The organism is Bradyrhizobium sp. 1(2017) (assembly GCF_011602485.2).
Lineage (GTDB): Bacteria > Pseudomonadota > Alphaproteobacteria > Rhizobiales > Xanthobacteraceae > Bradyrhizobium.
This window is the reverse complement of sequence record NZ_CP050022.2, coordinates 5017860-5044079: the sequence shown is the minus strand read 5'-3', so window position 1 is coordinate 5044079 and position 26220 is coordinate 5017860. Positions and strand designations below refer to the sequence as shown.

Genomic DNA, 26220 nt, shown 5'->3' with positions numbered 1-26220 from the left:
CTAGGATCCCTCGAAGCGCTTCCGGATGACGAGGAAATGCGCCGGCTGTCCCCAGGTGTTGATGAATGCCGGGTCGGACTGGGTGAGGGCGGCGACCGCGGACGCGTCCCGTCGCCCGATTGCACTGAAGATGCGATGGAAGCTGTCGAGCGTTGCAAGGATGGCGTCGATCTCGGCGGCATCGTCGGCGAGAATGGCACTCGTCGGGATCGCCTCGCGCAACGACGCCAGGCCGGAGACCACCCGGGGCAGACAATTGCCGAAGGGATCGTCGATCATTCCGTCGACATCGAGAACCAGCGCTTCGATCGACGCCGAGATCGCATCGACCGCTTCGATGTTGCCGACCAGATAGAGCTTCCGTCCGCCAAGGAAGCTCAGACGGCTGCGGCCGAGATGGCGCGATGCACGGCGCAGCTTCTCGTCGTCGGACAGGACTTTCTTGTGCCAGTAGACGTCCAGGCTGTCGCGATAGGCCGGCCACGCCGAATGGATGTCGAATCCCTGCTCATGCGCCGCCGCGCACAAGGCGCCGGCGTCGAGGAAGTAGCGGTGCCGGACGAAGGGATTTTCGAGCACGTCCATCAGCCAGGACTCGAAGCCGCGGGTGTGCGGAATGCTGTTCCATTTCGCCTCGAACAGCATCTTCGCCGTCTCCGGCGCGGGGCGGCCCGTCAATGCCTTGCCGGCCGCGTGGATCGCCTTGAGCGCGAGCTCGAAGAAGCCGCCATAACGTTCGTAGTAGGAGACGACGGCATAACCGTCCGGATTGAGCAGCCGGTGAAAGATGCCGAGCCATTTTTCGCTCGGCTGCACCGTGTAGATGAACCCTTCGGCATCGATCAGGTCGAAGCGACGATCGCCGCGAAACCCTTCGACATCGGACAGCGCGAGCTCGCGAAGACGTCCGGTCAAGCCAAAATGCGCGAAGTAAGCCTGGATTTTTTCGTGCGCGTGCCGGTTCGGCTCGGCGAGCGTCATGTTCGCGCCCCAGCCGGCAAACACCAGCGCGTTCTCGCCGGAATCGGGACCGAATTCGAGCACCTCGGCGTCGCGAAACAGCGGCTGCGGAAGCATCAGTTTGTCCGAAAACAGCTCGCGCCTCTGGCCGGCATAGGCTCCGAGTTCGGCGGACGACTTGAAATTTCCAAACGTCGGCAGAACGTTCTGACGTTCGTAGTAATTGAAGAGCTTGTCCTCAGCCATGCCGCGATCCTGCGGCCGCCTCGAGGCGATCGAGCTCGCTCCAGATGTCGGAGGGCGCGAAGATCGAGACGATGTGCAGCGGGCGCTTTACGCTCTCGCGCAGCCAACTGCTGACCTTGGTCTCGTTCTCCTGGTTCACGGCCAGAAGACAGATCAGCGGATCCGACTTGCCGGCAAGATCCTCGGGCGAGCGGATCGGGATGCCGGTGCCGGGCAGGAACAGCCCCTGGCGCTCCTTCTGGTCGTCGACCGAGAGGTCGACGAGATCCGCCAATTTGTGAGCATTGGTGAAGGTGCAGGCGCGGCAGCCGGCGCCATAGATGGCGATCTCTGCGCCATTGGTACGGGCGCTGGCGAGGATCGGGCGCAGACGCGCGCCGTATTCCCTGGCGCGCTGACCGAATTTCTCGCCGACCCCGGACGGAGCAGGCGGCGGCGTCACGTCGCGCGCGGCGCGGCGCGCCGCGATGGCGAGGCTGCCGCCGCTGAAATTGTACTTCTTCACGGACACCGCCTCGAAGCCATGGCGCGCCAGCAGCGCGAGCAGGGTCGGCTCGGTGAAATAGCTGACGTGCTCCTCCCAGAGAACGGAGAGGTCTCCGGCCGTCGAGCCGGGAGCGAAATCGGGAACGTCGATGAACAGCAGCCCGTCGTCGCGCAGCGCGATCTTCACGCAGTCGAAGAAATTCTCGAAGTCGACGATATGCTCCAGCACCTGGCGCGAGACGACGAGGTCGAACTTGCCGGCCTCGGCGACCGCATCGTGACACATCGCCGGGCTGATCATGTCGGAATAGACCTTGATGCCGCGCTCGCGGGCGATCTTGCCCGACACGGGGTTGGGCTCCACGCCCACCAAGACCTTCGCGCCGCGTTCGCGCAGCTTGTCCATGAACAGGCCGTCGTTGCATCCGATCTCGAACACGGACTGATGCTTCGAGAACTTCGCGATGGTGTCGAGCTCGTCGACCTGATGCGGCTCCGGCTTCCAGCTGCTGAAATTGTAGTTGAACTGCCGATACAGGATGTCCGGATCGATCGGCTTGACGATCTGCGGCAGGCCACACTCGCCGCACGCCAGCACCTCGAACGCATACCGTTCCTCCTGCGCGTTTCGGCTATGCCGAAGTCGGTGCGCAATCGGCATTGGTCCGAGGTCGATGACGGGTCGCAGGTCGGTCGAATGGCAAAGGCGGCAATGGTCGGTCACGGGTCTAGCTCTTTGCAGGAAAGCGGAACATCGGCGTCCCGGGCAATACCCGGTGCAGTTTGAAGCCTATATAGCGCAATGGGCCGTGCCACAATTCTTATCTTAAGTTGCTTGGTCGAGCGAGAACCCGCGATTTTTCGAGCATGTCTCCGCTGACGTCGAGGCAGCTACCGCGCATTAGTGGCACCGAGATAGCTGTTCGAGGACCGTGAGATCTCCACGCCTGCCGTTCGGTGGTAGATGGTGCTTGACCACCTCAAATGGATCCACGCCGTAAGCCTCCTGATAGATATCTTTCGATCTTGTCCTTAGCGCCGATATTCCGATCGCAGCCTCAGAACTCAATGGTTGATCGCTGTGCTTCCACGTCAATATCCAGTAGTCCGGGGACTCTCGATGAATGGCAAAGCGTCGCGTCAATTCATCCTTTTGGAACAGGTCGGAGAAGCCGTTGAGCCAAAAGTCACAATTGCCTTTCTGGACGTAGAACAGCTTCACGCCCAGCGATCGAAGCGTGGCTTCCGCCGTGTCGGCGTCGCCGAGCGCGATCTTCGTGAAATTGCGCGCGACGTCGCTCTCGTATGTATGAATGATCTTGCCTCGCGTGAGCAACGACGAGAAATAGCATGGCACCATCGCCCGGTAACCGTTGAGGGCAAGAACCCGATCGGAACCTGTTGATTGCTGTAGCTCGTCGCACCGCTTCCAGTCGAGCGTGACGCGGGGCATTTGGTCAAGCGGACGCCCATTGACAAAGAGCGAAGTGCCATCGGCTTGGAAGCTTCTCCAGGGAACTGCGTGAATCACGGAAGCGCAGACAACCGAGAGGCCCAGGACGGCTATGTGCGGAGCGGCGCGGCCGGTGAACCAATTTGGTGCCAATCGCCACGCCATCGTCAGCGCGAAGAAGGCCATTGCGATGATCGCAACCGGGATCAACGCGCTCACATGGATGGACAACCTTTGCAGGCTCGGGATCTGCAGGGTTGAATCGAGAAACCGGACGCTGGCCAGGTAAGCAACAAGGATGAAAATCCCCGCCACCATACCCGTCGGCCCGGCCTTGGATAGAGACGATCGGGCGGGAAACAGTTTTGAGTCCGCGAAGGCGACAACCAAAGAAGTCATGGCGAGCAGGGAGGCAGCTTTGACAAGCGCCTTCACCTGCCCGATTGCGGAGATCCATCCATTTCTGATGGAGAAGTCGCTTACTCCCAGCGACTGGGACAACACAAAGAAATCAAGGATGTCGAGGCTGCCGAACTGTGAAAAGCGGTTCGTCGAAGCGACGTGGCGGAAGATCGAGTAGGGGTTGGTCGCTGGAATTCCGAGATAGATGTAGTTGACGGCAAAAATCAGCAGGCAACCGGCGACCGCTCCGACTCCAAGCGTAACGCTGGTGATGAAGCCGGATCGATCTCCACGGAGCAGTTTGGTGAACGCTCCTAATCCCGAGATCAGAACCATATACGCCGCATAGAGCGGGTAGGAGACTGCGAGGGCCAAGCCACAGATCCCGGCGCCAAATTGGTCGCGGCCCTTGGGAGATCGGGCGACAACGAGCAGCGAATAGGAGAAGAATGCCGCTGTCTGAAGATGATACTTCCCGAACTCCATGATGTGCAGGCCTGGTGCCCACGTGAGCCCGAGAATGGCAATACCGAGCGCGATCGGTATTGCCACGCGGTCCCATTGGGGGCCGAACATCTCCAACGGAGCGAGCATCCGGGCGAACTCAAAGATGACCCCGCCGATTGCGACGTAGTAGAGAAATGAAATGATCTGGGTCACCTGGGGAGGCAGAAACGTAGCCATCAACAGATGAAGTCCGTTTCCGTGGCCGATCTCGAAATCGGAGAAGATCGGATTGTCGGCGGCAAGCCAGATGCTGTGGTTGCGCGCTACTTCTGCCAGATAGGGCGCATAGAGCTGTTGAACGTCGGTCGAGACGACGTCGGGCATTGCCGCGCGATCGAGAAATACCATTCCCAAAGCCACGAAGCCGACCAACGATACCAACAACAGTGCGTAGTTCGTCGCAGTTCGTTTCGGCTGTCTGAAGCTGCGCGTATCCCACAACAGGATTGCAAGCATGGAGCCAAGAACGAGTTGCGGATACAGGATGGAAAATGCGCCGAGCGTCAGGCCGGCCAGTATGAGGGTCGATGCGCCAACGAAGAACTCATCGATGCGCCGCGCGGCATCGTGCTTGATGAGGGAGAACGTGAGGCGTCCGGCAGCCATCACGATCCAGCCGAGATAGGGCGTGAGGACAATCCAGGCGAGAACATAGAATCGCGTCGTCCATCCGCCGTCGAATATCAGTGCTCGGTACGTGCCGCTTCGGTTCAAGCACCAAATGGACAGGACGGCCGGCGCCAGGATGAGCGCGCGCCAGACGAGTGCTTCGGCGATGCGGCGCAAGTTCGTTCGAGCGAAATCCATCTCTGCCATGGCTAGACCGATGCCGCGTCCGTTCGTTCGCTGGCGGCCCGGGCCCGGTCTACGCTGAAGCTGGTGCGCTCGGGCGCCACCAGCCATACCAAGCCGCCAAACAGCCCGACGACGAGGCCGCCGAGGCCCAGCAAGACCGATATCGCGAGTGCCTTGTCGGAAGCGATCCCGACCAAGCCGAGCGCAGCAACCATGGCACCTTCTCGCACGCCCCATCCGCCGATCGAGATCGGAACCGCGGACGACAGAATGACAAGCGGAACAAGGACGAATGCATCAAGCGCGGAGAGAGGCGCGTCGAGGCCGATCGCAAGGACGTAACTGGCCGCGACCGTGATCAGGTGGATGACAATGGCAGTCGCAATCAGCGTCCCGCGCCCCTCAGCCGCTAGCGGAGCCCTGACCAACATCGCGAATTGCATGATCCGGGCCGGCAGAATGGCGATCGTACGGGATGGCCAGCGATCCAGCGTGACCAGGGCCACGAGGCCGAAACAAGCAAATGCAAGAACGATGACGATCGCGAAAAGGAGGGACTTGTCACCGATTCGCGACAGCAGGAACGGCATTCCCGCCAATATGACGGCACCGAGCGCCAGCAGTGCCAGAAAGCGATCGGCCACGATGCTGCCGATCGTTTGCGACCATTGCGCGCCGTGCCGCCGCAACATCCAGATCCGGACCGCGTCGCCGCCTGCTGGCAGCACCTGGTTGAAGAACGTGCTGACGATGAGAATGCGCCAACCTGCCAGCCAATCCAGGGGCACATGTATCGCACGCAGGATCAGGATCCAGCGATGACAGAGCATGAAGGTCTGGGCGAACAGCAGCAGCACTGCAAGCACCAGCATGTCCAATTTGACGGCGAGGAGGTCGGCTTTCAGGGACGACAAGTCCTGGCTGCGCAGGAGCAAGACCAGGATGCCGATCGAGACGGCGAACTTGGCCAGAGTAACCAGTGCTTTTGCCGGCGGCTTCATCGGGCTGGTGTCGTCCTCGATCGTTCACGGCGGAATCATCAGGCAGCGATTGCGGTCGAAATCTATTTTCTCGCCAGATGCTCGGCAGCGAGCATGCCAGTTTTCGCCACATAAGCCAGGACGGCGGCGGCATCGCCGCCGTCGGGGGCCCAGTCGGGAAAGGCGGTCCGGGAGGGATCGAACGGGCCGGCGGTGGTTTCGTGAAACACCAGCCACTCCGAGGTGATCAGGATCGAATGGAAGACCTTTTCGGGCATCCGATAATAGCACAGGGCGCCCTGGCCGTAGGGCGCCATATCGAGCACGTCGCGAATGCGGCCGTCATCCTCGAAGATCACGACCTGGGCGGTGCCCTCGATCAGGTGAAACGATTCAGGTTTGCCAAAATGCTTGTGGGGCCGGACATAGGCCTCGCGATGATGCACGATCAGCATCTCGTGCAGGCCGGACGAAGGGTCCGGATGCGTGCACAGCCGGCTGCGCAGGCGCGGATTGCCGGCGGCGATGCGCTTCAGTTCCGCGATCGTGGCGTCGTCCGCCGTGACGATGACGTCGTCCGAATAATAGACTTCCGGATTCTGCGCGCGCAGCGAGGTCGGCCGGCGCAGGCCGGCTTCATTCGAAGAAGATGAACCCATGGTCGCCCCGGTATCCGCATTTGTCGTAGATCCAGGCCCAGGTTTCCGGACCGTGGAAGCTCAGGCAAGTGAGCTGCCAATAGAGCAGGTTGGCCTTCTCGCTCTCGTTGCGGAACGATTCCACCATCAGATATTTCGAGGCGCCGCGCCCGACGCGCTCGATCTCCGTCACCGCGCGAAACACGTCCTCGAGCGGAAGGTTGTGGAGCACGCCGAGTGAGACCACGAGGTCGAAGCTGTGGTCGGGGTAGGGTAGCTCGACCGCGCTGCCGACCTGCAATTGCGGCCGCACCTCCTCCTTGGCGTTCGCGATGCCGTAGTCGGAGATGTCGATGCCGGCGATGGTGAGGTTGGGCACCAGCTGACTGAACTCGTAGAGCAGGTAGCCCTTGCCGCAGCCGACATCGAGCACGCTCATGCCGGGCTTGATCCCGTAGCGGTCGATCAGGGTCTGCGCGAGCGGTCGCCACCGTCCGTCGTAGCGATAGCCGCCATAGCCATAGCGGCGGTCGCCGTCCCAATAGTCGCGGCCCCATTGCCGGGCCACGGTGGCGGATTCGGCCTTGTCGTGCTCGACCACGCGCTGAACGTAGTTGCGCTTGGTCGATGCGTGCATCGGCTGGAGTAGGTTGATCTCGGCCATGATCGTCAACCGGTCCGCAGCATCGTCACAGGATGGTCGCGAATTTGTTGACGAGCAGGATGTCCTCGACGGCCTGGATGTCGTTCCGCGAGGAAAGAGAAATCTCCTCGACGGCCGCATGCAGATTGCAGCCCTCGCGCAGCACGCGCTCGTAGATCTCCCGCCGCCGTGCCTCTTCGGGCGGAAGCATGAAGATGCTGTAGAGGATCAGGCCGTTCAGGCGGGGCAGCTCGTCCACGATGTCCTCGAGCACCATGTAGCTGCCGGGCATGATGTGTTCGACGGCGCTGAGCAGGTATTGCAGGTTTTTCCGCCGCGCGTAGTCGCGGATCACGATGTTCTGGACGTGCTGTGGGGTGCGGCTGCCGTTCAGCGGCCGGGCGCCGATGTAGCCGCGATGGCCGGCTCGCTCAGCCATGGAAGCCTCCCGGCAGCTTGTATTGCATGCCGACCCGTGTCGCCGGGCGCAGCAGGATCGGCTCGAAGAACTCGCCAAAGCGCTTGTCCGCGTAGGGCGACATGATGCTCTTGAAGCGGCAATTCATGCTCCAGCGGGTGCCGGGCTCCTCGTTGATGCGATTACCGTGCATCAGGGTCTGGTTGAACAGCATCACGTGACCGTAGGGAATCTCGATGAAGGTCGCGTGCGGCTTGATCGTCTTGTACAGCTCCTCGGCGCTGCGCAGGCTTGCCATCCGGTCCTGCATGTCGCCGTTCAGGGACGGGGGCAGCAGATACATCGCCTTGGTGCGGTGGACGTCTACCAGCGGCACCCAGACCACGACCTCGAAGGGCGAATCGCCGGACCAGACGTCGGAATGGGTGGCGAGCAGCGAGGAATCGTCACCGGGCATCTGGATGCTGAGGTTGACACGGCGTTGCATGCAGAGCTCGTTGCCGACGATGGTTTCGATCGTCGAGCGTGCGAGGCGGAAATAGGTCGGCCGGAACCAGGGCTCGGCATTGAGGCCGTTGAAGACGTGCAGCCGCAGTCCGTTGAGATCGTCCACGCTCACGCGCGTATGGATGGTGTCCAGCATCGCGTAGGGGTCGTTGCTGTGCGGCAGCTTCAGATAGTTCGCCGCGAGCTCGGCGGCCCGGCGCTGGATCCGGTCAAGCCCGGCGCGGTCGTCGGCCGGCGTGGTGACGAAGCCGTCGTCGATGAAACGCTGCGCCAGCGCCTGCTCGTCGGCCTGGAGGAAAGCCGTATCCGTCATGCAAAATACTCCCGAGCGGTCGCGCAAATATAGCTGATGTCGGAGGCCGAGAGGAACTGGTTGATCGGGAGGGTGAGGATCTGATCCGCCTGCCGTTCCGTCACCGGGAACGCGCCGCGTCCGTGCCCCAGATGCGCCGCCGAGGGCTGGAGGTGGATCGGTACCGGATAGTGGATCGCGGTCTCGATGCCCTTGTCGGCAAGATATTTCTGGAAGTCGTTGCGACGGTCGGTCTGCACGACGAAGGTGTGGAAGGTATTGAACTCGATGTTGCGGCAGGGCGGAATGAACAGCGGTAAGCCGTCGAGCTCTGCTCGATATTGCGCGGAGTTGCGCCGCCGGCGTTCGATCACGGAGGGCAGGTGGCGCAGGCGGATGCGCAGCACCTCGGCCTGGAGCGTGTCGAGCCGCGACACGATGCCCCATTCCTGGACGTCGCTGCGGTTGATCAAGCCGTGATTGCGGAGGCGGCGGATGCGCGCGGCCATCTCTGCGTCGGCGGTGACGAGAAATCCGGCGTCGCCCGCAGCATTGAGATTCTTCAGCGGATGCGCGGAGAAGCAGCCGAACGTTCCCATGGTGCCGCTCATGCGGCCGTCGTAGGTCGAGCCGACGGCCTGCGCGCTGTCCTCGATCACGGCGAGGGCGTGCTTGCTCGCGATCGCCATCAGTGGGTTCATGTCGGCCATGCGCCCGGTCAGGTGCACCGGCATGATCGCCTTGGTCCGCGGGGTGACGGCGGCTTCGACCGCGGCCGGATCGATGTTCTGGTCCGGCAGCACGTCCGCAAACACCGGCGTGGCGCCGACCGCGATGATCGCGGCGGTCGATGCCACGAACGAATTCGGCGGGGTGATGACCTCGTCGCCGGGGCCGATGTCGAGCGCCCGCATGGCGAGGATCAGCGCGTCCGTGCCGGAATTCAGCGTCACCACATGCGGCGAGCCGAGATAGGCGGACAACTCCTCCTCGAGCTTTCCGACCGCGGCGCCACCGATGAAGTCGCCGCGGGAAAACACGCCCTCGACTGCCTGCATGATCTCGGCGCGTTCTTCCTCGAATTGCGCGGGAAGGTTGACGTAACCGATGCGCCGGTGGCCGGTGTCAGCGTCCATGGCAGAACTTCCGAACGGTTTCGATGACGCGATCCTGCTGCGCGCGTGCCAGATGCTGGTCGACGGGGAAGCTGATGACTTCCTTCGCATGGCGATCGGTGACCGGGAAGGTGCCCGGGGCGTAGCCGAGATGCTTGAGGCCTTCCTGCTGATAGAGCGGGATCGGATAGTGGATCTTGGCCTCGATGCCGTTGTCCAGGCAGTATTTGTAGAGCTCGTCGCGGCGCTCGGCGAACACCATGTAGAGGTGGTAGACGTGCTTCACGTTGGGCCGGCGCGGCGGGATGCGCAGGCCGGGCAGACCGGCGAGGCCCGCATCGTAATAGGCTGCGTTCTCGATCCGGCGCCGCGTGATCTCGCTGGTCTGGCCGATCAGCCAATTGCCGACCACCGCCTGGAGCGAGTCCAGCCGCGAATTGCAGCCGAGGATCGCGATCTCGTCGCGGTTCTTCATGCCGTGATTGCGGATGAGGCGGAGCTTTTCGTTCATCCCGTCGTCATTGGTGACGACGACGCCGGCATCGCCCCAGACGTTGAGGTTCTTGAGCGGATGCAGGGAGAAGCCCGCGGCGATGCCGTGGGTGCCGGAGCGCTTGCCGGCAAACTCGGACAGGATGCCCTGGCAGGCGTCCTCGACGACCGGGAGATTGTGGCGCTGGGCGATCGCCATCAGCTTGCCCATGTCGGTGACCTCGCCGGTGAGCTGAACCGGCATGATCGCCTTGGTCTTCTTGGTGATGGCGGCTTCGACCTGGTCGACGTTCATGCAGAAGGAATCGTCGCAGTCGACCAGCACGGGCGTTGCGCCGGTCTCCGCGATGGCGCCGACGGTCGCGATGAACGTGTTGGCGGCCGTGATGACCTCGTCGCCATGGCCGATGCCGAGCGCCTTGAGCGGCAGCTTGAGCGCGTCGGTGCCCGATCCGACGCCGATGGCGTGACGCACGCCGATCAGTTCGGCAAAGCGGCGCTCGAATTCGGCGACCGGCTTGCCAAGGGTGAAATCGCCGGTCGCCACCAGGCGGCCGATCTCGGCCAGGATCGGAGCGGGGTCGGCGAATTGCTCGAGCAGATAGGAATATCGAACGTCGTACATGTGACCCGTCAGGTGGAATGAAGTTGAGGGGAAGAGGTGGGCGAGCCGGCAAGCGTCCGCTCGATCGAGGTCGCGATGGCGCTCGCGGAAAGGCCGTGCTTCTTCAGCAGCGAATCCTGCGAACCATAATTGTGCATGAAGCGGTCCGGCAGCGACAGCCGCAGCATCGCGGGCAGACCCGAACCGAGCTTGTCGATCAGCGCCTCGGCGACAGCGCTGCCGAGGCCGCCGGAGGGCACGTGCTCCTCCAGCGTTGCCACCAGCTTGACGCCGCGGATCGCTTGCAGCAGCGCCGCGGTGTCGAGCGGCTTCACCGTGTGCATGTGCAGGATGCCGGCGCGAATGCCTTGCGCGGCCAGCAGGTCGGCTGCGGCGAGGGCCCGCTGCAGCATGATGCCTGTCGTCACCATGAGGACGTCGCCCGGCGGCCGCATCAGGATGGCCTTGCCAATTTCGAAGCCGTGCTCGGCCTTGGAGACGATGGCGTCGCCGCCTTTGCCGAGCCGGATGTAGATCGGGCCGGTCCAGTCGAGCGTCTGCTCCATCATGCGCGCCGCTTCGTCGGCATCGCATGGGCAGATCACCGTCATGTTCGGCAGCGCCCGCATGATCGCGATGTCTTCGATCGCCTGGTGGGTCGGGCCGAGCGGCGCGTAGACGAGCCCGCCGCCATTGGCGATCAGCCGCACCGGAAGGTTGTGCAGGCAGAGGTCGACGGCCACCTGCTCGTAGCAGCGGCGGGTGAGGAAGGTCGCGATGGTGTTGACGTAGGGCACGAAGCCCTCCATCGCGAGACCTGCCGACATGCCGATGATGTGCGCTTCCGAAATGCCCTCGATCAGATGGCGCTTGGGAAACTCCTTGCTCATCGCGCGCAAGGTGCCCGCGCCGGGATCGGAGCCGATGTAAAGCACCCGCTCGTCGCGCGCGGCGAGCTTGTGGACCATGTTCATGGCTGTGTTGCGCATGGGGAGCCGATCAAAAATCGCCGACGGCGACGCGAATGGCGTCGAGCTCGCTGTCGGTCAGCTTGTTCTTGTGATGCCAATCGGCGTTGGATTCCGCCGGCGGCAGACCCTTGCCCTTGACGGTATGGCAGATGATCGCCGTGGGCTTGCCCGGAACGGCCGGAACCTGCTTGAGGACAGTGCGCAGGGCGCCGACGTCGTGGCCGTTCAGCTCCTGCACGGCGAACCCGAAGCTGCGCCATTTGTCCGCGAGCGGCTCCAGCGGCAGGACGTAGTCGGTCGGGCCGTAGCTCTGCAGCTTGTTGTAGTCGATCAGCGCGACCAGATTGTCGAGCCCGTGCTTGGCCGCGCCCATGGCGGCTTCCCACACCGATCCCTCGTTGATCTCGCCGTCGCCGAGCAGCACGAAGGTCCGGTAGGTACGCTCGCGCATGCGTGCGGCGAGCGCGAGGCCGACACCGATCGACAGGCCATGGCCAAGCGCGCCGGTCGAGGCCTCGACTCCGGGCACCATGCCGTATTCGGGATGTCCGCCCAGGATGCTGTCGGGGCCGCAGAAGCCGTCGAGCTCCGACAACGGAAAGAAGCCGCGATCGGCCAATAGCGCATAAAGCGCCAGGCAACCGTGTCCCTTGCTGAGGATCGCGCGATCGCGATGGGGATCGCGCGGATTTTTCGGATCGATCCGCAGCACGTCGTCGTAGAGCACGCGGACCATCTCGATCAGCGACAGAGCAGGACCGACATGTCCGCGTCCCGCCGAGCGGACAGAACCGAGTACCAGGCGGCGCAAGTAAAGGCTGCGCTCGTCCAGCGTGCAGGTGAGGGCGGCTTCAGCGTGGGGTGAGATCTGGATCACGTTGGCAAATCGTTTGATGGAGCCGGCGGGCTTTGTCGAGCTGGCCGGCAAGGCGGACCGTCAGATCACCACCTTGCGCAGCCAGGGCACGCCGGGAGCGGCTTTCCGGCAAATAGGCATTCAGGACAATCAGGCACCAAATCGCCCCGAACACAGGATACAGTACGTCACGGCGGATCGCAAACGCGTCATCCCCAGCTTCGAAGGCACGCGAGAGCCGTTCGATCAATCGATTTGCGCTGGCCTCGGGCAGATCGCTGCCCGGATGGATTGCGGTGTCGGACACGAGCTTGACCGGATCGTCCCAGCCGAAATATTCGAAGTCGATGAAGCGCAGCCTGCCGTCATCGGCGCGCAACGCGTTGTGCAGTCCGAAATCCGACGGGCTCAAGGCGCGATGTGCGGGCGCCAGGTCCGCTGCGGGATCCCGGCCCAGTTCCGCATAGCGTCTCCGGAGTTGCCGGATCGCGATGGCCGTGCTGGGAACCAGGCTCTTCTCCACGAACGCGCGCAAGTCCGGGTGATCCTGCGATGCGTGCTGCAAGTCGTCCAGACGCTGCTCGTACTGGGCGATGGCCGCCTCGGGCGAGAAGATGCTGGCCGAGGCGTTTCGCAAAGTCTGCGCGCCTTCGGCCTCGCGCAACTTCTGAAGCTCGATGAGAAAATCGGCCAACTGGTCGGCATCGTCATCCTGCGGGCGCAGTACGGCCGCATCGCCGTCGAACCATTGATACAGCGCGCAGAAGGCATTTGCGTCCTTCGCGATCGGCCGCGGTGTCGATGTGATGCCGTGGCGAGACAGAAACGAGAGCGCGTCATATTCCTGTCCGAGGCGATCGCGCCCGTCGGATGGATAATGCTTGAGGGCGAGCGGCGATCCCTCCGCCATCTCGAGCCGAAACACCCGGTTGTTGCCGCCGGACCGCGCCGGTTGCGCGGCCGCGACCCGCGCTCCGGCCAAGCGGCTGCCGATCGAGACCGCATCCTGCGCGCTGATGTCCGGCTCGCTCATGCCGCGAACACTCCGCGGCAGATATCGGCCCAGGTCGCGAACGGCTCGCAATGGGCGGGGTGAGGGGGCCGCGACTGCGTGAACAGGATCGATCGCGTCGCCTTCGGAAAATGCGGCTGCTCGAAGACGTCGACGAGATCGTCGATGAAGATATCGAGCCCCAGGCTCGCGAGCCGCTCCACCTTGGCCGCAAGCGTATCCTCGAAATAGATGTTGCCCGCGGCCAGCGCCGCCCCGGCGGTGTCGGTCAGGCCTGCGGTTCGCAACCAGCCGCGCGCGGCCTCGCGCAGGTCGACGCGGTCGGGGTCCTGATGGCCGAACTGCGTCTTGTGGCTGACGACATAGACGCTCGCGCCGGCCTCGCGGCACGCTGAGAGGAACTCGCGGACGCCCGGATAGATCTCGGCGCCGCCAATTCCCTTGCCGTAGACGAAGCCTTGCAGGCCTTGCCAGGCAAGCTCGCCACCCGCGCGGGACCGCAGATGATCCCGCACGTCGGTCTTCAGCCCCTCCCATCCTTCCGGCACCAGCCCACGCTGGCGCGCGACGGCGGCAAAGACCTTATCGTAGCAGATGATCGTGTTGTCGAAATCGATGCCGATCCGCACGCCGCTCACTTCAGGCTGATGTTCTGCATCATCTTGATGTTGAAATACCGGGGATCGTTGAGCGAGTTCGGCAGGCGACCGCCCCTGAAGGCGTCCACGAGTCCGGACACGGCCTGTTCGATCGTGTGCGTCGGCGCAAATCCGAGCTCGCGGCGGATCTTCTCCGAGGAGACGTGGTAGGAGCGCAGATCGTCGGTCGGCTCGACGGCGACGTCGACGTTGTTTCCGACCACCGATTTGACGATGTCGGCGATCTTCATCAGCGAGTGGTTTTCGTAGCCGATGTTGTAGGTCTTGCCGTCGATCTTCGCGTCGTCCTGCTGAAGCAGGAACAGATAGGCCGCGGACATGTCCTCGATGTGCAGATTGGGCCGCTTCTGCGTTCCGCCGAACACGCGAATGCGGCCGGTGTTGACCGCCAGGTTGGTCAGGATGTTGACGACGACGTCGAGCCGCTGGCGCGGAGCGTAGCCGCAAACCGTGGCCGGGCGAACCGTGCAGGTGACGAAGCCGGACGCGGCCTCGTCGGCAAGATCGGTCTCGCACATCGCCTTGAACTTGGAGTAGTCCGTGAGCGGCTCGCAGGACAGTTCCTCGGTCACCTCGGCCTCGTCCTTGATGCCATAGACGCTCGACGAGGAAGCATAGATGAAGCGCTTGATGCCGGCCTTCTTCGCGGCGCGCACCATCGGCCGGAAGCAGTCGTAGTTGATGGATTTTCCGAGGCCCGGGTCCAGTTCGAACGATGGGTCGTTGGAGATGCAGGCGAGGTGAATCACCGCATTGTTGCCGCGCAGGGATTCGTTGATCGCGGCCTCATCGCGGATGTCGCCCTTGATCAGGCGCAGGTTCGGATTGTCGCGAACGGCATTGAAGACGTCGTCGCCGTACATGAAGAGGTCGAGCACTGTGACCTTGTGTCCCGCTGCCAGCAGCCGGGGAACCAGAACGCTGCCGACATAGCCGGCGCCACCGGTGACCATCACATTCCATTTCTGATCGATCACTGTCGTTCTCCAGATTTTCCGGTTCGCGTCACTTCAACAACGCGGTGACGAATTTGACCAGCGGCGCCTTTTCGACCGAGCTGCGGTGGCCGACGATGCCGACCTTGATCGCACCTGCCGCATTGCCGATGAAGGCGACGTCCTCGATATTGCCGCCGGCCGCCACCAGCGGCGCCGTGATCGTCAGGAAGGCATCGCCAGCGCCGACCGTGTCGACCACGGTCTTGGTGAAGGCGGGTACGCGCGCAACGCCGGTCTTCGACGAGAAGGGGTAGCAGCCGAAGGAGCCGTGCGTGATGATCATGTTGTCGCAATCGATCTTGGCGTGCAGGCCGTTCTGGATCACCGATGCGATGTCGTTGAACTTGTCGGTGGCCGCCAGGCGTGCTTCCGGCGCGTCGATGCAGACGTAGTCGGCGCGCGGATACTTCGTGATCAGATTGTAGCCGTGGTTGCCGCTGTTGCTCTGGGCATTGACCGCCAGGAACTTGGAGTTCGCGATCAGGGTGTCGATCGTGCTGGATGCGATCATGCCGTGACCGAAATCCGTGACGATGACCACGTCGGCGCCGCGCACGCGCTCGGCGGTGACACGGTCGATCTCCTTGCGCTCGGTCTCGTCGAGCGGCGTGTCGTCCATGGTGTAGACTTCGAAGAGCTTGTGCAGATAGCCCATCTCGACGTACCGCAATTTGCGGGTCGTCGGACGGCCCTGAATGCGGATCGGCGTGAGCGTGACATTCGGGCGGACGTGCGCGCGGATGAACTCTTCGGGGTAGTCCTTGCCACCCAGCGTCGTAACGATCTCGACCGATTTGCAGAAACTCGCCACGTGATTGGCCGCGGCAATCACGCCGCCTGCAAATTGCTCGCCGTTCTTGAACAGCGTCGCGACGATGTTTTCCTTCGAGGCTTTTCCGAGAGCCGTGACGTATTGGTATTCGTCGATGATCGTGTCGCCGACCAGAACGACGTGCATGTCCTGGATTTTGTCGATCAGCTTCAGCAGGCGTTCGGCGCCGCCGCTCTCACGTACCTTCTGGAGGTAGTCGCGCAGAGGGGGGTCGTAGATGTCGAAGTAGCGGTTCATCAGCGACGACGAGCTGAAGGTCACGTCGCGTGTGAAGACGATGCGCCCGCCGTGGCGTTCGACCGCCTCACGCTCGGTGGCGATCTTGCCGGTGACGTCGTCTTCGGGGTTTTCGTAGTCCGAGCCCTTCACGTAGATGTCGGGCCGCACGGTATCCAGGATCGGCTCGGCACTCGACGTCCGGTTGATGCCGACCCAGTCGACCGTGCCGAGCGCGGCGAGCATCTCGGCGCGCATGCTCTCCGGAAAGATCGGTCGTCCCGGGCCCTTGTTGACGAAGCGGTCGGCCGTGATCGTCACGATGACCACGTCGGCCTCGTTGCGCGCCGCCAGGATGTGCCGGACGTGGCCGAGATGCACGAGATCGAACACGCCGTGGCAGAGCGCAACGGTACGGCCCTCGGCCTGCGCGGCCCGCGCGATCTCGCCCAGTTCCTCGATAGTCTTGATCTTCAGATGCGGTGCCGGATGGACGGCCGGCTGGTCAGTCGGAGCATTACCCATGTGAATTATCCAAAGCACGGGTCGGTCTGGCCGGCCCGGAAATGATCGGTTGGCGGCACGGACGTTGAGGTCGAACAGGTCTGCTCAACGGCCTGCCTTCTGCGGCGTGCCCGACGCCGCATCGCTGCCATCACCGAGATACTTGAACCAGTCCTTGGTGGCGTCGGCGATCTTGTCCACAGTCCACAGGGGGGCGTCCCTGTATTGGTCCATCGACTTCAGCATCGTCGCGACGCCGTCCTCGAATTTCACTTTCGGCGCCCATTTCAGGATCCGCTTGATCTTGGTGATGTCGGCGTAAGTGCAATCGGGTTCGCCGGGACGCTTGGGAATGTGGACCTTGTCGCCGCCGAGAAGCTCGACCAGGCGATTGACGCTGTAGGTGTTATCCGAACCGACGTTGAAGATCTCGTGCGAGACGTCGGAGCGGGCGGCGGTCACGAAGGCATCGGCGACGTCGCTGACGAACGTGAAGTCGCGCGTCTGCTCGCCATCGCCGACCACCGTGAAGGGCTTGCCCGCAAGCTTCTGCGCCATGAACACGCCGAACACGGCGCCATAGGTGCCGGTGGTGCGGTGGCGCGGCCCGTACACGTTGAACAGGCGCAGCGCCACGGCGGGAAGCTTGTAGACCTGGCACCAGTGCATGACGCACTGTTCGCCGAGATTCTTGGTGAGAGCATAGGGATACATCGGCCGGATCTCGGCGCTCTCGGGCGTCGGATAGACGTCGGGAATGCCATAGCAGGACGACGACGCCGCGTAGACGAACCGGCTGACGCCCGCGTGCCGCGCAGCTTCGAGCACGTTGACCGTGCCGTCGACATTGGCGCGGTGATACGGGATCGGCGACTCGATCGAGGGGACGATGTCGGCCAGCGCCGCGAGATGGAAGACCCAGTCGACACCGTGGAAATACGGCCCGATCGAGTCCGGCTCGGTGACGTCGGCCCGGACGACCTTGAGCCGGTCCGATTTGGCGCGCGAGGCGAGATTCTCGGGGCGTCCGATGACGAAATTGTCGAGCGCGATCACCTCGTGGCCGTCATCGAGGAGGCGATCGACGAGGTGACTGCCGATGAAACCGGCGCCGCCAGTAACGATGCACTTCATAGGGAACATCCGTAGCGCGAATGCCCTGCGGGCGCCGCCAATGTTGAGTGAAACCCGAAAAGCCGACTACCAGCCGCTCGCCGCTTTTGCAAGCATTATACCTTTGCAATCCCTGGTAATAGCCGGTATCAGGGCCGCATGTTGCAGTCGAGCCGCCAGCCCATGCCTGCCGAGTCCGTCGATCCCGATCACAAGGCTTTCCTCGCCGATTACATGGGGCGCCTGCATCGCGCGACCGCGGTCGATGACGCCGTCTTTGCCAGCATCTCCGCCACGCGCGCGACCTGGTTGCGGACGCGCGAGCAGGGCGGTCGCGTCATCTTCATCGGCAATGGCGGTTCCGCCGGCATCGCCTCGCATCTGGCGATCGATCTGGCGAAGAACGCGTCGGTGCCTGCACTCTGCTTCAGCGATGCAAGCATGATGTCGTGCCTCGCCAACGACTACGGGTTCGAGGATTGGATCGCGCATGCGGTGCGGCTGAGCGCCCGCGCCGGCGACTGTCTCGTCGCGATCAGCTCGTCGGGACGCTCGAAGAACATCCTCAATGCGGTTGCGCAGGCGCGCACGATGAAGCTCGACGTGATCACGCTGTCGGGCATGAATGCGGACAATCCCCTGCGCAATCTCGGCGACGTCAATTTCTGGGTCGACAGCCGCAGCTACAACATTGTGGAGACCACGCACCAGTTCTGGATGATGGCCGCGATCGACCTCGTCATCGGTCGCGCCGAATATCCGGCATCCTGAGGCGGGCTCCCGATGCAGTCGCGGTTCAAGCAGGCGGCCCTGTTTTCGGTGAAGCTGCTGCTGTCGGTCGCGGTGCTGGTGTACATCGCGCGCGGTCTCGATCTCGGCCAGTTGCGCAACCATCTCGTCTCCGTCGATCCGTTCCTGTTCGTCCTTGCTCTGGCGCTGATCTTCTTTCAGACCTTCGTGCTGAACGGCCGGTGGGAGCTGATCATGCGCGCGCTCGGCGTGTCGCTCGACTGGCTCGCCGGTTGGCGCATCCTCATGATCAGCCTCTGGTTCAATCAGGTGTTGCCGTCGTCGGTCGGCGGCGATGCGGTACGGATGTGGCTGCTGCGGCAGCGCGGCGTGCAGTGGCCCGAGGCCGTCAAAGGCGTCGCGGCAGACCGTTTCACGGCATTGATCGGTCTGATCGTGCTGATGGTGGCCGGGTTGCCCTTCCTGCTGTCACGCGTGTCCAATCAGGCCGCGATCCTGGCCATCGGCGGACTGACGCTCGCCGGTGTCGCCGGCACGGTTGTTCTGTTGACTCTCGACCGTCTGCCGAAACGCCTGATCGCGCTTCCCGCGATCGCAAGCTTCGTCCGGTTCGGGACGCTGGTCAGGTTTCTTCTCCTGCAATCCGAGCGCCGTGGTTTGCTGTTCGGATCGGCGCTCCTCATCCATCTCGTGACGGCGGCGGCCTGCTATGCCTTGGCGCGTGGCGTGGGCGCGCAGCTCTCCGTGGTGGACGCGGCCATCCTGATTCCGCCGGTGGTGCTGCTGACGGCCGTTCCGATCTCGATCAGCGGCTGGGGCGTTCGCGAAGGGGCGATGGTCGCCTGCCTCGGTCTGGCAGGGGTGTCGTCCGAGGAAGCGCTGTCGGTTTCGCTCCTGCTGGGCGCCGTCAGCGTGATCATCGGCCTCGTCGGCGGCGTGATCTGGCTGGCGAGCCGGGAGCGCGGCTCGTATTCGGCGGACAAGGCCGCCAAGGCGGCCGAGGAGACGCCCGGCTTCGCGCTGGGGCGGGGCAAGGAAGTCTCGAGCCACCCATGACCCGCTCGAGCCCATTGCCGATCCGATCATCACAGGGTGAGATTGCCTCACTCGCTCGCGTATCTCATTTTTCGGTCCCATGATGAAAAACCTGTTCTACGTCCGCCATACCTGCCGACTCTGTCACTCGGACAAGCAGGAACTCGTCGTCCCGATGGCAGGCATGCCCATTGGCACGCCGAACTTCCAGGTGCCGGACGCCAGCGTCGACGATCCCGTCTTCCGGGCTGCGGTACCGATGGCGCTGCATCTGTGCAGGGATTGCGGCCACCTCCAGATCCTCCATGTCGGCAATCCCGAGATCCAGTACCGCAACTACGTCTACACGACCTCGCTGTCGCTCGGTCTGCGGGAGCATTTCGCAGGCTATGCCGACGACGTCGTCAGCCGCTTCGGTGTCGCGCCGGGTTCGCTGGTCGTCGAGCTCGGCAGCAACGACGGCTCGCTGCTCGGCTTCTTTAGGGAGCGCGGCATGCGGGTGCTGGGCGTCGATCCCGCCGTCGACATTGCGCGGCGTGCGACGGAAGCCGGCATCGAGACCATCGGCGATTTCTTCACCGATGCCATTGGGCGCCGCATCCTGCAGAGCCACGGTGCGGCGAGCGTCGTGATCGCCAACAACATGATCGCCAATGTCGACAATCTCGATCCGCTGGTGATCGGGGTTCGCGACGTGCTCGCGCCGGACGGATTGTTCGTCTTCGAAACGCAATACGGCGTCGACGTCACCGAGAAGAACCTGCTCGACACCGTCTACCACGAGCATCTGTCGTATTTTAACATCAAGCCGCTGACGCGCTTCTTCGCCCGGCTCGGCATGGAAGTGATCGACGTCCAGCATATCTGGACCAAGGGCGGCTCGATCCGCGTGACGGTCCAGCGCGCGGGCGGTGCCAAGAAGCCGTCGGCGGAGGTCGCGCGGTTCATCGCCGAGGAGGACCGGCTCGGCGTCGATCAGCCGGCCTATTATGCGCCCTATGTGAAGCGGATCGCCGCCATCCGTGACGAGCTGGTCGCGATGGCCGATGCCGCCCATGCCCGCGGCCAGCTGGTCGCCGGCTACGGCGTCTCGGTCGGCACCACGACGCTGCTGCCGCAGTTCGGCCTCGAGAACAAGATCGACTTCCTGGTGGACGACGATCCCAAGAAGGGGAACGTGATGGCCGGACCGGGATACGACATCCCGATCCTGCCGCCTGCGGCCCTGTATGAGCGCAAGCCGGCGTTCGTCGTCGTCTTCGCCTGGCGTTACGTCGACCCGATCCGGTCCAAGCATGCCCGTTATTTCGCCGACGGCGGAAAATTCGTGGTGCCGTTGCCGGGTATTTCCATGGTCGACCGGGCCGACTGACCCGGGCCGGGTCGGTTAGAAAGTTCCCGGAGCGGAAGCTGGATCTCGCCTCCGAGGGGGCGGGTGGATAAGCCCTTGATCCTCCTTGGGCTATGCAACGTTGCTGAGGACGCCGGCTTCCCAGTGCGACCCCTCTATATCTTGACCTTTGGCCCCATCCGCAGTATCTACCCGGCACTCGCAGCCGGCCCGTTAGACGCGGATTTCCGGCGCGGCTTTGAAATCCCCGAACAATCGAGCCCGGTTTCCGGCTCATCCTTCAAACGAGGGCTGGGCCAAAGGCGGCTGTTCGGATCCCTTTGAAATCAGTAGCCGTCTTGCGACGGACGTTGGACATCAAGCGATGGCAGTCAGCCCGTTCAAGTTTTTGCAGGAAGTGCGCTCGGAGACCGCCAAGGTCACCTGGCCGACCCGTCGTGAGACCACGATCACCACCATCATGGTGTTCGTCATGGTTGCCGTGGCCTCGATCTTCTTCTTCGCCGCCGACCAGATCATCCGCTACCTCATCACTTTCCTTCTGGGCATTCACTGATGGCAACAGCAACCGCTCAATTGTCCGACAAGCGCTGGTACATCGTCCACGCCTATTCGAACTTCGAGAAGAAGGTCGCCGAATCGATCCGCGAGCAGGCCAAGCAGCGCGGGCTCGAGGAGCTGTTCGAGCTGGTGCTGGTTCCGACCGAGAAGGTCACGGAAGTGCGCCGCGGCCGCAAGATCGACGCCGAGCGCAAATTCTTCCCGGGCTACGTGCTGGTGAAGATGAAGTTGACCGACGAGGCGTTTCATTTGATCAAGAACACGCCGAAGGTCACGGGCTTCCTCGGCGCCGAAAACAAGCCGATGCCGATCTCGGAGAGCGAGGCCATGCGCATCCTGCACCAGGTGCAGGAGGGCGTGGAGCGGCCGAAGGCGTCGGTGTCGTTCGAGATCGGCGAGAACGTGCGCGTGGCCGACGGCCCGTTCGCCTCGTTCTCGGGTGTCGTCGAGGAAATCGACGAGGCGCGCTCGCGCGTGAAGGTCGCGGTGTCGATCTTCGGCCGCGCCACGCCGGTCGAATTGGAATTCGGTCAGGTCGAGAAGGTCTGATCGGGTCGCGCGTGAAGCTGAAAAGCTTCGCGCAAAGAGAGGCCGTGGGAGGGAGAGGGCGGTTGCCAGCCGCATCCGACCCAGACCACGAACCTGAAACCGCCGGCGAGATGCCGGCACAACAGGAGTGATACATGGCAAAGAAAGTGACCGGATACCTGAAGCTTCAGGTCCCGGCCGGCGCGGCGAATCCTTCGCCCCCGATCGGTCCCGCGCTCGGTCAGCGCGGTCTCAACATCATGGAGTTCTGCAAGGCGTTCAACGCCCAGACCCAGAAGGAAGAGAAGAACACCCCGATTCCCGTCGTGATCACGATCTACGCCGATCGTTCGTTCACGTTCGAGATGAAGACCCCGCCGATGTCCTTCTTCCTCAAGCAGGCTGCCAAGATCCAGTCCGGCTCGAAGGCGCCGGGCCGTGACAAGGCCGGCAAGGTGACCAAGGCACAGGTGCGCGAGATCGCCGAGAAGAAGATGAAGGATCTCAATTGCGACACCATCGAATCGGCCATGAAGATGGTCGAGGGCTCTGCCCGTTCGATGGGTCTGGAAGTGGCGGGGTAAGCGGTCATGGCAATCGGAAAGCGTTTGAACAAAGCCCGCGAAGGTGTTGATCGCGAAAAGCTTTACCCGCTCGCGGACGCCATCAAGATGGTCAAGGAACGCGCCAAGGCGAAGTTCGACGAGACCATCGAGGTCGCGATCAATCTCGGCGTCGATCCGCGTCACGCCGACCAGATGGTCCGCGGCGTCGTGACCCTGCCGAACGGCACCGGCCGTACGCTCCGCGTCGGCGTGTTCGCCCGTGGCGCCAAGGCTGATGAAGCCAAGGCCGCAGGTGCCGACGTCGTCGGCGCCGAGGACCTGGTCGAGAAGGTGCAGAACGGCTCGATCGATTTCGACCGCTGCATCGCCACCCCCGACATGATGCCGCTGGTCGGCCGTCTCGGTAAGGTGCTCGGTCCGCGCGGCCTGATGCCGAACCCGAAGATCGGCACCGTGACCATGGACGTCACCGGTGCGGTGAAGGGTGCCAAGGGCGGCTCGGTCGAGTTCCGTGTCGAGAAGGCCGGCATCCTGCAGGCGGGCGTCGGCAAGGCCTCGTTCTCCGAGGAGAAGCTGGTCGAGAACATCAAGGCTCTCGCCGATGCTGTCTCGAAGGCGAAGCCGGCCGGTTCCAAGGGCACCTACATCCAGCGCGTTGCAGTGTCCTCGACGATGGGTCCCGGCGTGAAGGTCGAGCCGGGCACCATTCTCGGCTAAGATTTGGAAATTGCATGAAGCGAGGGGCGGAATTGGGCAACCGATTCCGCCCCTCGTCGTTTGTGAAGGCTTTCACCGGAAACAAGAACAATGGCTGACAAGGTCCTGATCTATTCGCGCTTTCCCAAGACGATGATGGCGCGCTTCGCCGAGCGGTTCGAGCTGCTCGACACCGGTGGCAAGCCCGCAGGCGAGGTGTTTCCGGCTGAAGAGATCGGCGCCATCCGCGCGGTGCTGACGGCGGGCGGCACGCCGCTCGGGGCGGAGGCGATGGACCTGTTTCCCAAGCTCGGCGCCATCGTCTGCTACGGCACCGGTTATGACGGCGTCGACCTGAAGGCGGCCGCCGCGCGCAACATCGCAGTCGGTCACAGCCCGGGCGCCAATGCGGCTTCGGTCGCCGATATCGCGATGACGCTGATGCTGGCGACGACGCGGCGGATCCTGGTCGCCGACCAGTATGTCCGCAGCGGCGATTGGGCCGCGTCAAAACAGTCGCCGATGATGCGCCCACAGTCCGGCATGCCCGGCCGTCGCATCGGCGTCTACGGGATGGGCGAGATCGGCCGCAAGATCGCGACGCGTTGTGCGGCCTTCGAGAGCGAAATCGGCTATTTCAGCCGCACCAGGTACGATCTGCCCTACCAGTATTTCCCGTCGCTGGAGGCGCTGGCCGACTGGAGCAGCGTGCTGATGATCGCGGTCCGGGCAGGGGCCGAGACCCAGCACGCCGTCAATGCCGACATTCTGAAGCGCCTCGGCGCGGACGGCTATGTCGTCAATATCTCCCGCGGCTCGGTCATCGACGAGAAGGCCCTGGTGGCGGCGCTCACCGACAAGGCCATTGCGGGGGCCGGCCTCGACGTGTTCGAGAAAGAGCCACACGCCCCCGACGCCCTGACCGAACTCCCCAACGTGGTGTTCGCGCCCCATATCGGCGGCCACACCCTGGACTCGCACGTCGCCATGCAAGGCTGTGTCCTGGCGAACCTGAGCGCCTTTTTCGAGGGCAAGCCGCTGCCCTATGAGGTCGAAAAGGGCTGAATCGGTCCTTATCGGGCCTGGTCAAGCCTCGTCGGCAACGGGTTGGAACTGGTGCGAATTTTGCTCTTGGCAAGCAGGCCGAGAGCGGTTAAAGAACCGCCTCCGGACGCGTCGGCCTCGGCTGGCACGTTCGTGCACGCATTCCGAAAACCCGACATGTAGGAGTTCATTCCTTTTCAGGACGTCCGCAAGGATTAGCCCGAAAAGGAAGGAAAATTCATCGGTTGGGTGGGGGTGCGGGCAGAGGTCAGGCGGTTCGCCGGCTGACCTTGTCCTGTCCAAGACTGCAGGCGCCCGCGGGAAATTTCGATTTCTCAACGGCTTAATCGCATGGCCTGCATAGACGGGTGAAGACCGGATTTCACTTCGCATCCAGCTTTGAAGGCTGGCTTGCGGAAAGGGTCTGGTTCGGACCTCGACACGCCGTGGGCCCATGGGCTCCCGGAGGGCAGGCTTTGAATTGTCGTCTTGCCCGGCGTGTCTGAAGGGTTTTGGCCCCGAGGTTCAGGTTTGGGCGGGACGATGGGTGCAACCCGGCGGTCCCGCTTTCGCGATGACCGCCAACCGGAAAGAGCTTGCTGTGGAACGAGCGGCAAAAAAGGACGCGGTCGAACAGCTCAATGGGGTCTTCAAGACCACGAGCGTCGCGATCGTTGCTCAATATTCCGGCCTGACCGTTGCCCAGATGCAGAAGCTGCGTACGCAGATGAAGCAGGCTGGCGCCTCGGTGAAGGTCTCGAAGAACCGTCTCGCCAAAATTGCTCTTGAAGGCACTGACGTCGTTGCCATCGGCCCCATGCTGAAGGGACCGACCGTGATCGCCACTTCGAACGATCCGGTAGCGGCGCCGAAGGTCGCCATCGAATTCGCCAAGGCGAACGAAAAGTTCGTCATCATCGGCGGCTCGATGGGTAAGACCGTCCTGAATGTCGACGGCGTGAAGGCACTTGCCTCGCTGCCGTCGCTTGACGAACTGCGCGGCAAGATCGTCGGCCTACTTGTGGCCCCGGCGACCAAGCTCGCTCAGCTCGCCAACGCGCCCGCGGGCAAGCTCGCGCGCGTCATCCAGGCTCATGCCTCAAAGGGCGAAGCGGCCTGACGCCCTTCGCAAAACTCAAACCCGAACCAGACTTACACTCAAGGAAACTGAACAATGGCTGACTTGCAGAAGATCGTTGACGACCTCTCGAGCCTCACCGTGCTCGAAGCTGCCGAACTCGCGAAGCTCCTCGAAGAGAAGTGGGGCGTTTCGGCTGCCGCGGCTGTCGCCGTGGCCGGCCCGGCTGCTGGTGGCGCTGCCGCCGCTCCGGCGGAAGAGAAGACCGAGTTCACGGTGGTTCTCGCCGCCGCCGGCGACAAGAAGATCGAGGTCATCAAGGAAGTCCGCGCCATCACCGGTCTCGGCCTGAAGGAAGCAAAGGACCTCGTCGAGGGTGCTCCGAAGCCGCTGAAGGAAGGCGTGAACAAGGAAGAAGCCGAGAAGATCAAGGCCCAGATCGAGAAGGCTGGCGCCAAGGTCGAGCTCAAGTAAGCACAGCTTACTGGCGAGGTTCCGGGCGGCGTCAGCGCGGCCCGGGATCTTGGTCCGCTCGTCATCACGGGGTGGATGAGATGCAAAAGGCGTGCGACGGAACGTCCCGACGCAGGCTGAACACGAAAAAGTGTGGGGATTTGAGGGTTTACTCCTCGAATCTCCACTATTGTCGCCCCATATCGGGTCGACAGCACGAAAGCGCGGTGGGCAGGGATGCCGGATTTCCCTGTAAGCCGTTGGGAGAGCAGGCTATTTCGGGCTTTTGCAGTCCGTGAAGAGGATGGTTGTGACGGGCGGGCGCGCTTCTGCGCCCCGCGCGTCGTTTTGCGTTTTGAAGGTCTGAAGAACAGATTCAGGACATTCCCAGCCTGAAACTGAGCTTCCGGCCCCCAAGACGGGTTCGAAAAATTCAACCCGGGGAGCGGTGGCAGCCGC

General features: G+C 63.2%; 27 protein-coding genes. 10 read left to right on the top strand and 17 right to left on the bottom strand.

What is annotated here, in order from left to right:
- From HAP40_RS23980 to HAP40_RS23900, 17 genes are all read right to left on the bottom strand, one after another.
- Nucleotides 1-1206: a class I SAM-dependent methyltransferase gene (locus HAP40_RS23980; protein ID WP_166815418.1), complete on the bottom strand. Its 1206-nt coding sequence runs from the start codon at nucleotides 1204-1206 to the stop codon at nucleotides 1-3.
- Nucleotides 1199-2416 (bottom strand): class I SAM-dependent methyltransferase, encoded by a 1218-nt coding sequence (locus HAP40_RS23975; RefSeq protein WP_166815419.1) that lies wholly within the window; start codon nucleotides 2414-2416, stop codon nucleotides 1199-1201. Before HAP40_RS23975 ends, HAP40_RS23980 begins: the two co-directional genes overlap by 8 nt.
- Before the next feature lie 177 nt (nucleotides 2417-2593).
- The gene (locus HAP40_RS23970) at nucleotides 2594-4870 is read right to left on the bottom strand and encodes a hypothetical protein (protein WP_246741322.1); all 2277 of its coding nucleotides are present in this window, start codon (nucleotides 4868-4870) and stop codon (nucleotides 2594-2596) included.
- Nucleotides 4871-4872: 2 nt separating this feature from the next.
- A complete protein-coding gene (locus HAP40_RS23965) occupies nucleotides 4873-5850 on the bottom strand; it encodes a lysylphosphatidylglycerol synthase transmembrane domain-containing protein (RefSeq protein WP_166815420.1) in 978 nt (325 codons plus the stop codon).
- Between the two features lie 62 nt (nucleotides 5851-5912).
- Nucleotides 5913-6488 carry a WbuC family cupin fold metalloprotein gene (locus tag HAP40_RS23960; protein WP_166815421.1) on the bottom strand — a complete coding sequence of 192 codons (576 nt, stop codon included), beginning with the start codon at nucleotides 6486-6488 and terminating at the stop codon, nucleotides 5913-5915.
- Complete coding sequence (locus HAP40_RS23955) at nucleotides 6466-7131, bottom strand: class I SAM-dependent methyltransferase (protein WP_166815422.1); 666 nt, start codon at nucleotides 7129-7131, stop codon at nucleotides 6466-6468. The genes HAP40_RS23960 and HAP40_RS23955 overlap by 23 nt, the downstream gene beginning before the upstream one ends.
- Before the next feature lie 25 nt (nucleotides 7132-7156).
- Entirely contained in the window at nucleotides 7157-7549 is a 393-nt protein-coding gene (locus tag HAP40_RS23950; protein ID WP_166815423.1) for an LIC12192 family sporadic carbohydrate cluster protein, read from the bottom strand.
- Nucleotides 7542-8348, bottom strand: coding sequence for a sporadic carbohydrate cluster 2OG-Fe(II) oxygenase (locus HAP40_RS23945; protein WP_166815424.1), 807 nt, complete (start codon nucleotides 8346-8348; stop codon nucleotides 7542-7544). Before HAP40_RS23945 ends, HAP40_RS23950 begins: the two co-directional genes overlap by 8 nt.
- Nucleotides 8345-9463 carry a DegT/DnrJ/EryC1/StrS family aminotransferase gene (locus tag HAP40_RS23940; RefSeq protein ID WP_166815425.1) on the bottom strand — a complete coding sequence of 373 codons (1119 nt, stop codon included), beginning with the start codon at nucleotides 9461-9463 and terminating at the stop codon, nucleotides 8345-8347. The genes HAP40_RS23945 and HAP40_RS23940 overlap by 4 nt, the downstream gene beginning before the upstream one ends.
- Complete coding sequence (locus HAP40_RS23935) at nucleotides 9453-10559, bottom strand: DegT/DnrJ/EryC1/StrS family aminotransferase (protein WP_166815426.1); 1107 nt, start codon at nucleotides 10557-10559, stop codon at nucleotides 9453-9455. Before HAP40_RS23935 ends, HAP40_RS23940 begins: the two co-directional genes overlap by 11 nt.
- Before the next feature lie 8 nt (nucleotides 10560-10567).
- Nucleotides 10568-11527, bottom strand: coding sequence for a transketolase family protein (locus tag HAP40_RS23930; RefSeq protein WP_166815427.1), 960 nt, complete (start codon nucleotides 11525-11527; stop codon nucleotides 10568-10570).
- A gap of 10 nt (nucleotides 11528-11537) precedes the next feature.
- Nucleotides 11538-12386, bottom strand: a complete 849-nt coding sequence (locus HAP40_RS23925; protein ID WP_208024899.1) for a transketolase — start codon at nucleotides 12384-12386, stop codon at nucleotides 11538-11540.
- Complete coding sequence (locus HAP40_RS23920) at nucleotides 12361-13398, bottom strand: phosphotransferase (protein WP_166815428.1); 1038 nt, start codon at nucleotides 13396-13398, stop codon at nucleotides 12361-12363. The genes HAP40_RS23925 and HAP40_RS23920 overlap by 26 nt, the downstream gene beginning before the upstream one ends.
- Nucleotides 13395-14006, bottom strand: a complete 612-nt coding sequence (locus HAP40_RS23915; protein ID WP_246741323.1) for a hypothetical protein — start codon at nucleotides 14004-14006, stop codon at nucleotides 13395-13397. Before HAP40_RS23915 ends, HAP40_RS23920 begins: the two co-directional genes overlap by 4 nt.
- Before the next feature lie 5 nt (nucleotides 14007-14011).
- A complete protein-coding gene (locus HAP40_RS23910; RefSeq protein WP_166815430.1) occupies nucleotides 14012-15013 on the bottom strand; it encodes an NAD-dependent epimerase/dehydratase family protein in 1002 nt (333 codons plus the stop codon).
- 28 nt (nucleotides 15014-15041) lie between these two features.
- Nucleotides 15042-16607: a PfkB family carbohydrate kinase gene (locus HAP40_RS23905; RefSeq protein ID WP_166815431.1), complete on the bottom strand. Its 1566-nt coding sequence runs from the start codon at nucleotides 16605-16607 to the stop codon at nucleotides 15042-15044.
- Between the two features lie 84 nt (nucleotides 16608-16691).
- Nucleotides 16692-17720 (bottom strand): SDR family oxidoreductase, encoded by a 1029-nt coding sequence (locus HAP40_RS23900; RefSeq protein WP_166815432.1) that lies wholly within the window; start codon nucleotides 17718-17720, stop codon nucleotides 16692-16694.
- 162 nt (nucleotides 17721-17882) lie between these two features.
- On the opposite strand from HAP40_RS23900, the gene HAP40_RS23895 reads away from it, so the two are divergent.
- The 10 genes from HAP40_RS23895 to rplL all read left to right on the top strand — a co-directional run bounded on the left by HAP40_RS23895 (nucleotide 17883) and on the right by rplL (nucleotide 25782).
- Nucleotides 17883-18470 carry an SIS domain-containing protein gene (locus HAP40_RS23895; RefSeq protein WP_246557111.1) on the top strand — a complete coding sequence of 196 codons (588 nt, stop codon included), beginning with the start codon at nucleotides 17883-17885 and terminating at the stop codon, nucleotides 18468-18470.
- A 12-nt stretch (nucleotides 18471-18482) separates the two neighbouring features.
- Complete coding sequence (locus tag HAP40_RS23890; RefSeq protein WP_166815434.1) at nucleotides 18483-19505, top strand: lysylphosphatidylglycerol synthase transmembrane domain-containing protein; 1023 nt, start codon at nucleotides 18483-18485, stop codon at nucleotides 19503-19505.
- Between the two features lie 163 nt (nucleotides 19506-19668).
- Nucleotides 19669-20856, top strand: a complete 1188-nt coding sequence (locus HAP40_RS23885) for a class I SAM-dependent methyltransferase (RefSeq protein WP_246741324.1) — start codon at nucleotides 19669-19671, stop codon at nucleotides 20854-20856.
- 343 nt (nucleotides 20857-21199) lie between these two features.
- Nucleotides 21200-21391, top strand: coding sequence for a preprotein translocase subunit SecE (gene secE, locus HAP40_RS23880; RefSeq protein WP_007611620.1), 192 nt, complete (start codon nucleotides 21200-21202; stop codon nucleotides 21389-21391).
- Nucleotides 21391-21945 carry a transcription termination/antitermination protein NusG gene (nusG, locus tag HAP40_RS23875; RefSeq protein ID WP_008136441.1) on the top strand — a complete coding sequence of 185 codons (555 nt, stop codon included), beginning with the start codon at nucleotides 21391-21393 and terminating at the stop codon, nucleotides 21943-21945. Before secE ends, nusG begins: the two co-directional genes overlap by 1 nt.
- A gap of 134 nt (nucleotides 21946-22079) precedes the next feature.
- Nucleotides 22080-22508: a 50S ribosomal protein L11 gene (gene rplK / locus HAP40_RS23870; protein WP_008136439.1), complete on the top strand. Its 429-nt coding sequence runs from the start codon at nucleotides 22080-22082 to the stop codon at nucleotides 22506-22508.
- Nucleotides 22509-22514: 6 nt separating this feature from the next.
- A complete protein-coding gene (rplA, locus tag HAP40_RS23865; RefSeq protein WP_014494487.1) occupies nucleotides 22515-23207 on the top strand; it encodes a 50S ribosomal protein L1 in 693 nt (230 codons plus the stop codon).
- A 90-nt stretch (nucleotides 23208-23297) separates the two neighbouring features.
- Complete coding sequence (locus HAP40_RS23860) at nucleotides 23298-24251, top strand: 2-hydroxyacid dehydrogenase (RefSeq protein WP_166815436.1); 954 nt, start codon at nucleotides 23298-23300, stop codon at nucleotides 24249-24251.
- 580 nt (nucleotides 24252-24831) lie between these two features.
- On the top strand, nucleotides 24832-25350 hold the full coding sequence (gene rplJ / locus HAP40_RS23855; protein WP_166815437.1) for a 50S ribosomal protein L10: 519 nt from the start codon (nucleotides 24832-24834) through the stop codon (nucleotides 25348-25350).
- A 54-nt stretch (nucleotides 25351-25404) separates the two neighbouring features.
- Nucleotides 25405-25782, top strand: coding sequence for a 50S ribosomal protein L7/L12 (rplL, locus tag HAP40_RS23850; protein ID WP_166815438.1), 378 nt, complete (start codon nucleotides 25405-25407; stop codon nucleotides 25780-25782).
- The last annotated feature ends 438 nt before the right edge of the window (nucleotides 25783-26220 follow it).

Bases quoted from the DNA above. Each gene is read 5' to 3' on its own strand.
- HAP40_RS23980 (WP_166815418.1), bottom strand. From the start codon at position 1,206: ATGGCTGAGGACAAGCTCTTCAATTACTACGAACGTCAGAACGTTCTG.
- HAP40_RS23970 (WP_246741322.1), bottom strand. From the start codon at position 4,870: ATGGCAGAGATGGATTTCGCTCGAACGAACTTGCGCCGCATCGCCGAA.
- HAP40_RS23965 (WP_166815420.1), bottom strand. From the start codon at position 5,850: ATGAAGCCGCCGGCAAAAGCACTGGTTACTCTGGCCAAGTTCGCCGTC.
- HAP40_RS23960 (WP_166815421.1), bottom strand. From the start codon at position 6,488: ATGGGTTCATCTTCTTCGAATGAAGCCGGCCTGCGCCGGCCGACCTCG.
- HAP40_RS23955 (WP_166815422.1), bottom strand. From the start codon at position 7,131: ATGGCCGAGATCAACCTACTCCAGCCGATGCACGCATCGACCAAGCGC.
- HAP40_RS23950 (WP_166815423.1), bottom strand. From the start codon at position 7,549: ATGGCTGAGCGAGCCGGCCATCGCGGCTACATCGGCGCCCGGCCGCTG.
- HAP40_RS23945 (WP_166815424.1), bottom strand. From the start codon at position 8,348: ATGACGGATACGGCTTTCCTCCAGGCCGACGAGCAGGCGCTGGCGCAG.
- HAP40_RS23940 (WP_166815425.1), bottom strand. From the start codon at position 9,463: ATGGACGCTGACACCGGCCACCGGCGCATCGGTTACGTCAACCTTCCC.
- HAP40_RS23935 (WP_166815426.1), bottom strand. From the start codon at position 10,559: ATGTACGACGTTCGATATTCCTATCTGCTCGAGCAATTCGCCGACCCC.
- HAP40_RS23930 (WP_166815427.1), bottom strand. From the start codon at position 11,527: ATGCGCAACACAGCCATGAACATGGTCCACAAGCTCGCCGCGCGCGAC.
- HAP40_RS23920 (WP_166815428.1), bottom strand. From the start codon at position 13,398: ATGAGCGAGCCGGACATCAGCGCGCAGGATGCGGTCTCGATCGGCAGC.
- HAP40_RS23905 (WP_166815431.1), bottom strand. From the start codon at position 16,607: ATGGGTAATGCTCCGACTGACCAGCCGGCCGTCCATCCGGCACCGCAT.
- HAP40_RS23900 (WP_166815432.1), bottom strand. From the start codon at position 17,720: ATGAAGTGCATCGTTACTGGCGGCGCCGGTTTCATCGGCAGTCACCTC.
- HAP40_RS23895 (WP_246557111.1), top strand. From the start codon at position 17,883: ATGCCTGCCGAGTCCGTCGATCCCGATCACAAGGCTTTCCTCGCCGAT.
- HAP40_RS23890 (WP_166815434.1), top strand. From the start codon at position 18,483: ATGCAGTCGCGGTTCAAGCAGGCGGCCCTGTTTTCGGTGAAGCTGCTG.
- HAP40_RS23885 (WP_246741324.1), top strand. From the start codon at position 19,669: ATGCCCATTGGCACGCCGAACTTCCAGGTGCCGGACGCCAGCGTCGAC.
- secE (WP_007611620.1), top strand. From the start codon at position 21,200: ATGGCAGTCAGCCCGTTCAAGTTTTTGCAGGAAGTGCGCTCGGAGACC.
- nusG (WP_008136441.1), top strand. From the start codon at position 21,391: ATGGCAACAGCAACCGCTCAATTGTCCGACAAGCGCTGGTACATCGTC.
- rplK (WP_008136439.1), top strand. From the start codon at position 22,080: ATGGCAAAGAAAGTGACCGGATACCTGAAGCTTCAGGTCCCGGCCGGC.
- rplA (WP_014494487.1), top strand. From the start codon at position 22,515: ATGGCAATCGGAAAGCGTTTGAACAAAGCCCGCGAAGGTGTTGATCGC.
- HAP40_RS23860 (WP_166815436.1), top strand. From the start codon at position 23,298: ATGGCTGACAAGGTCCTGATCTATTCGCGCTTTCCCAAGACGATGATG.
- rplL (WP_166815438.1), top strand. From the start codon at position 25,405: ATGGCTGACTTGCAGAAGATCGTTGACGACCTCTCGAGCCTCACCGTG.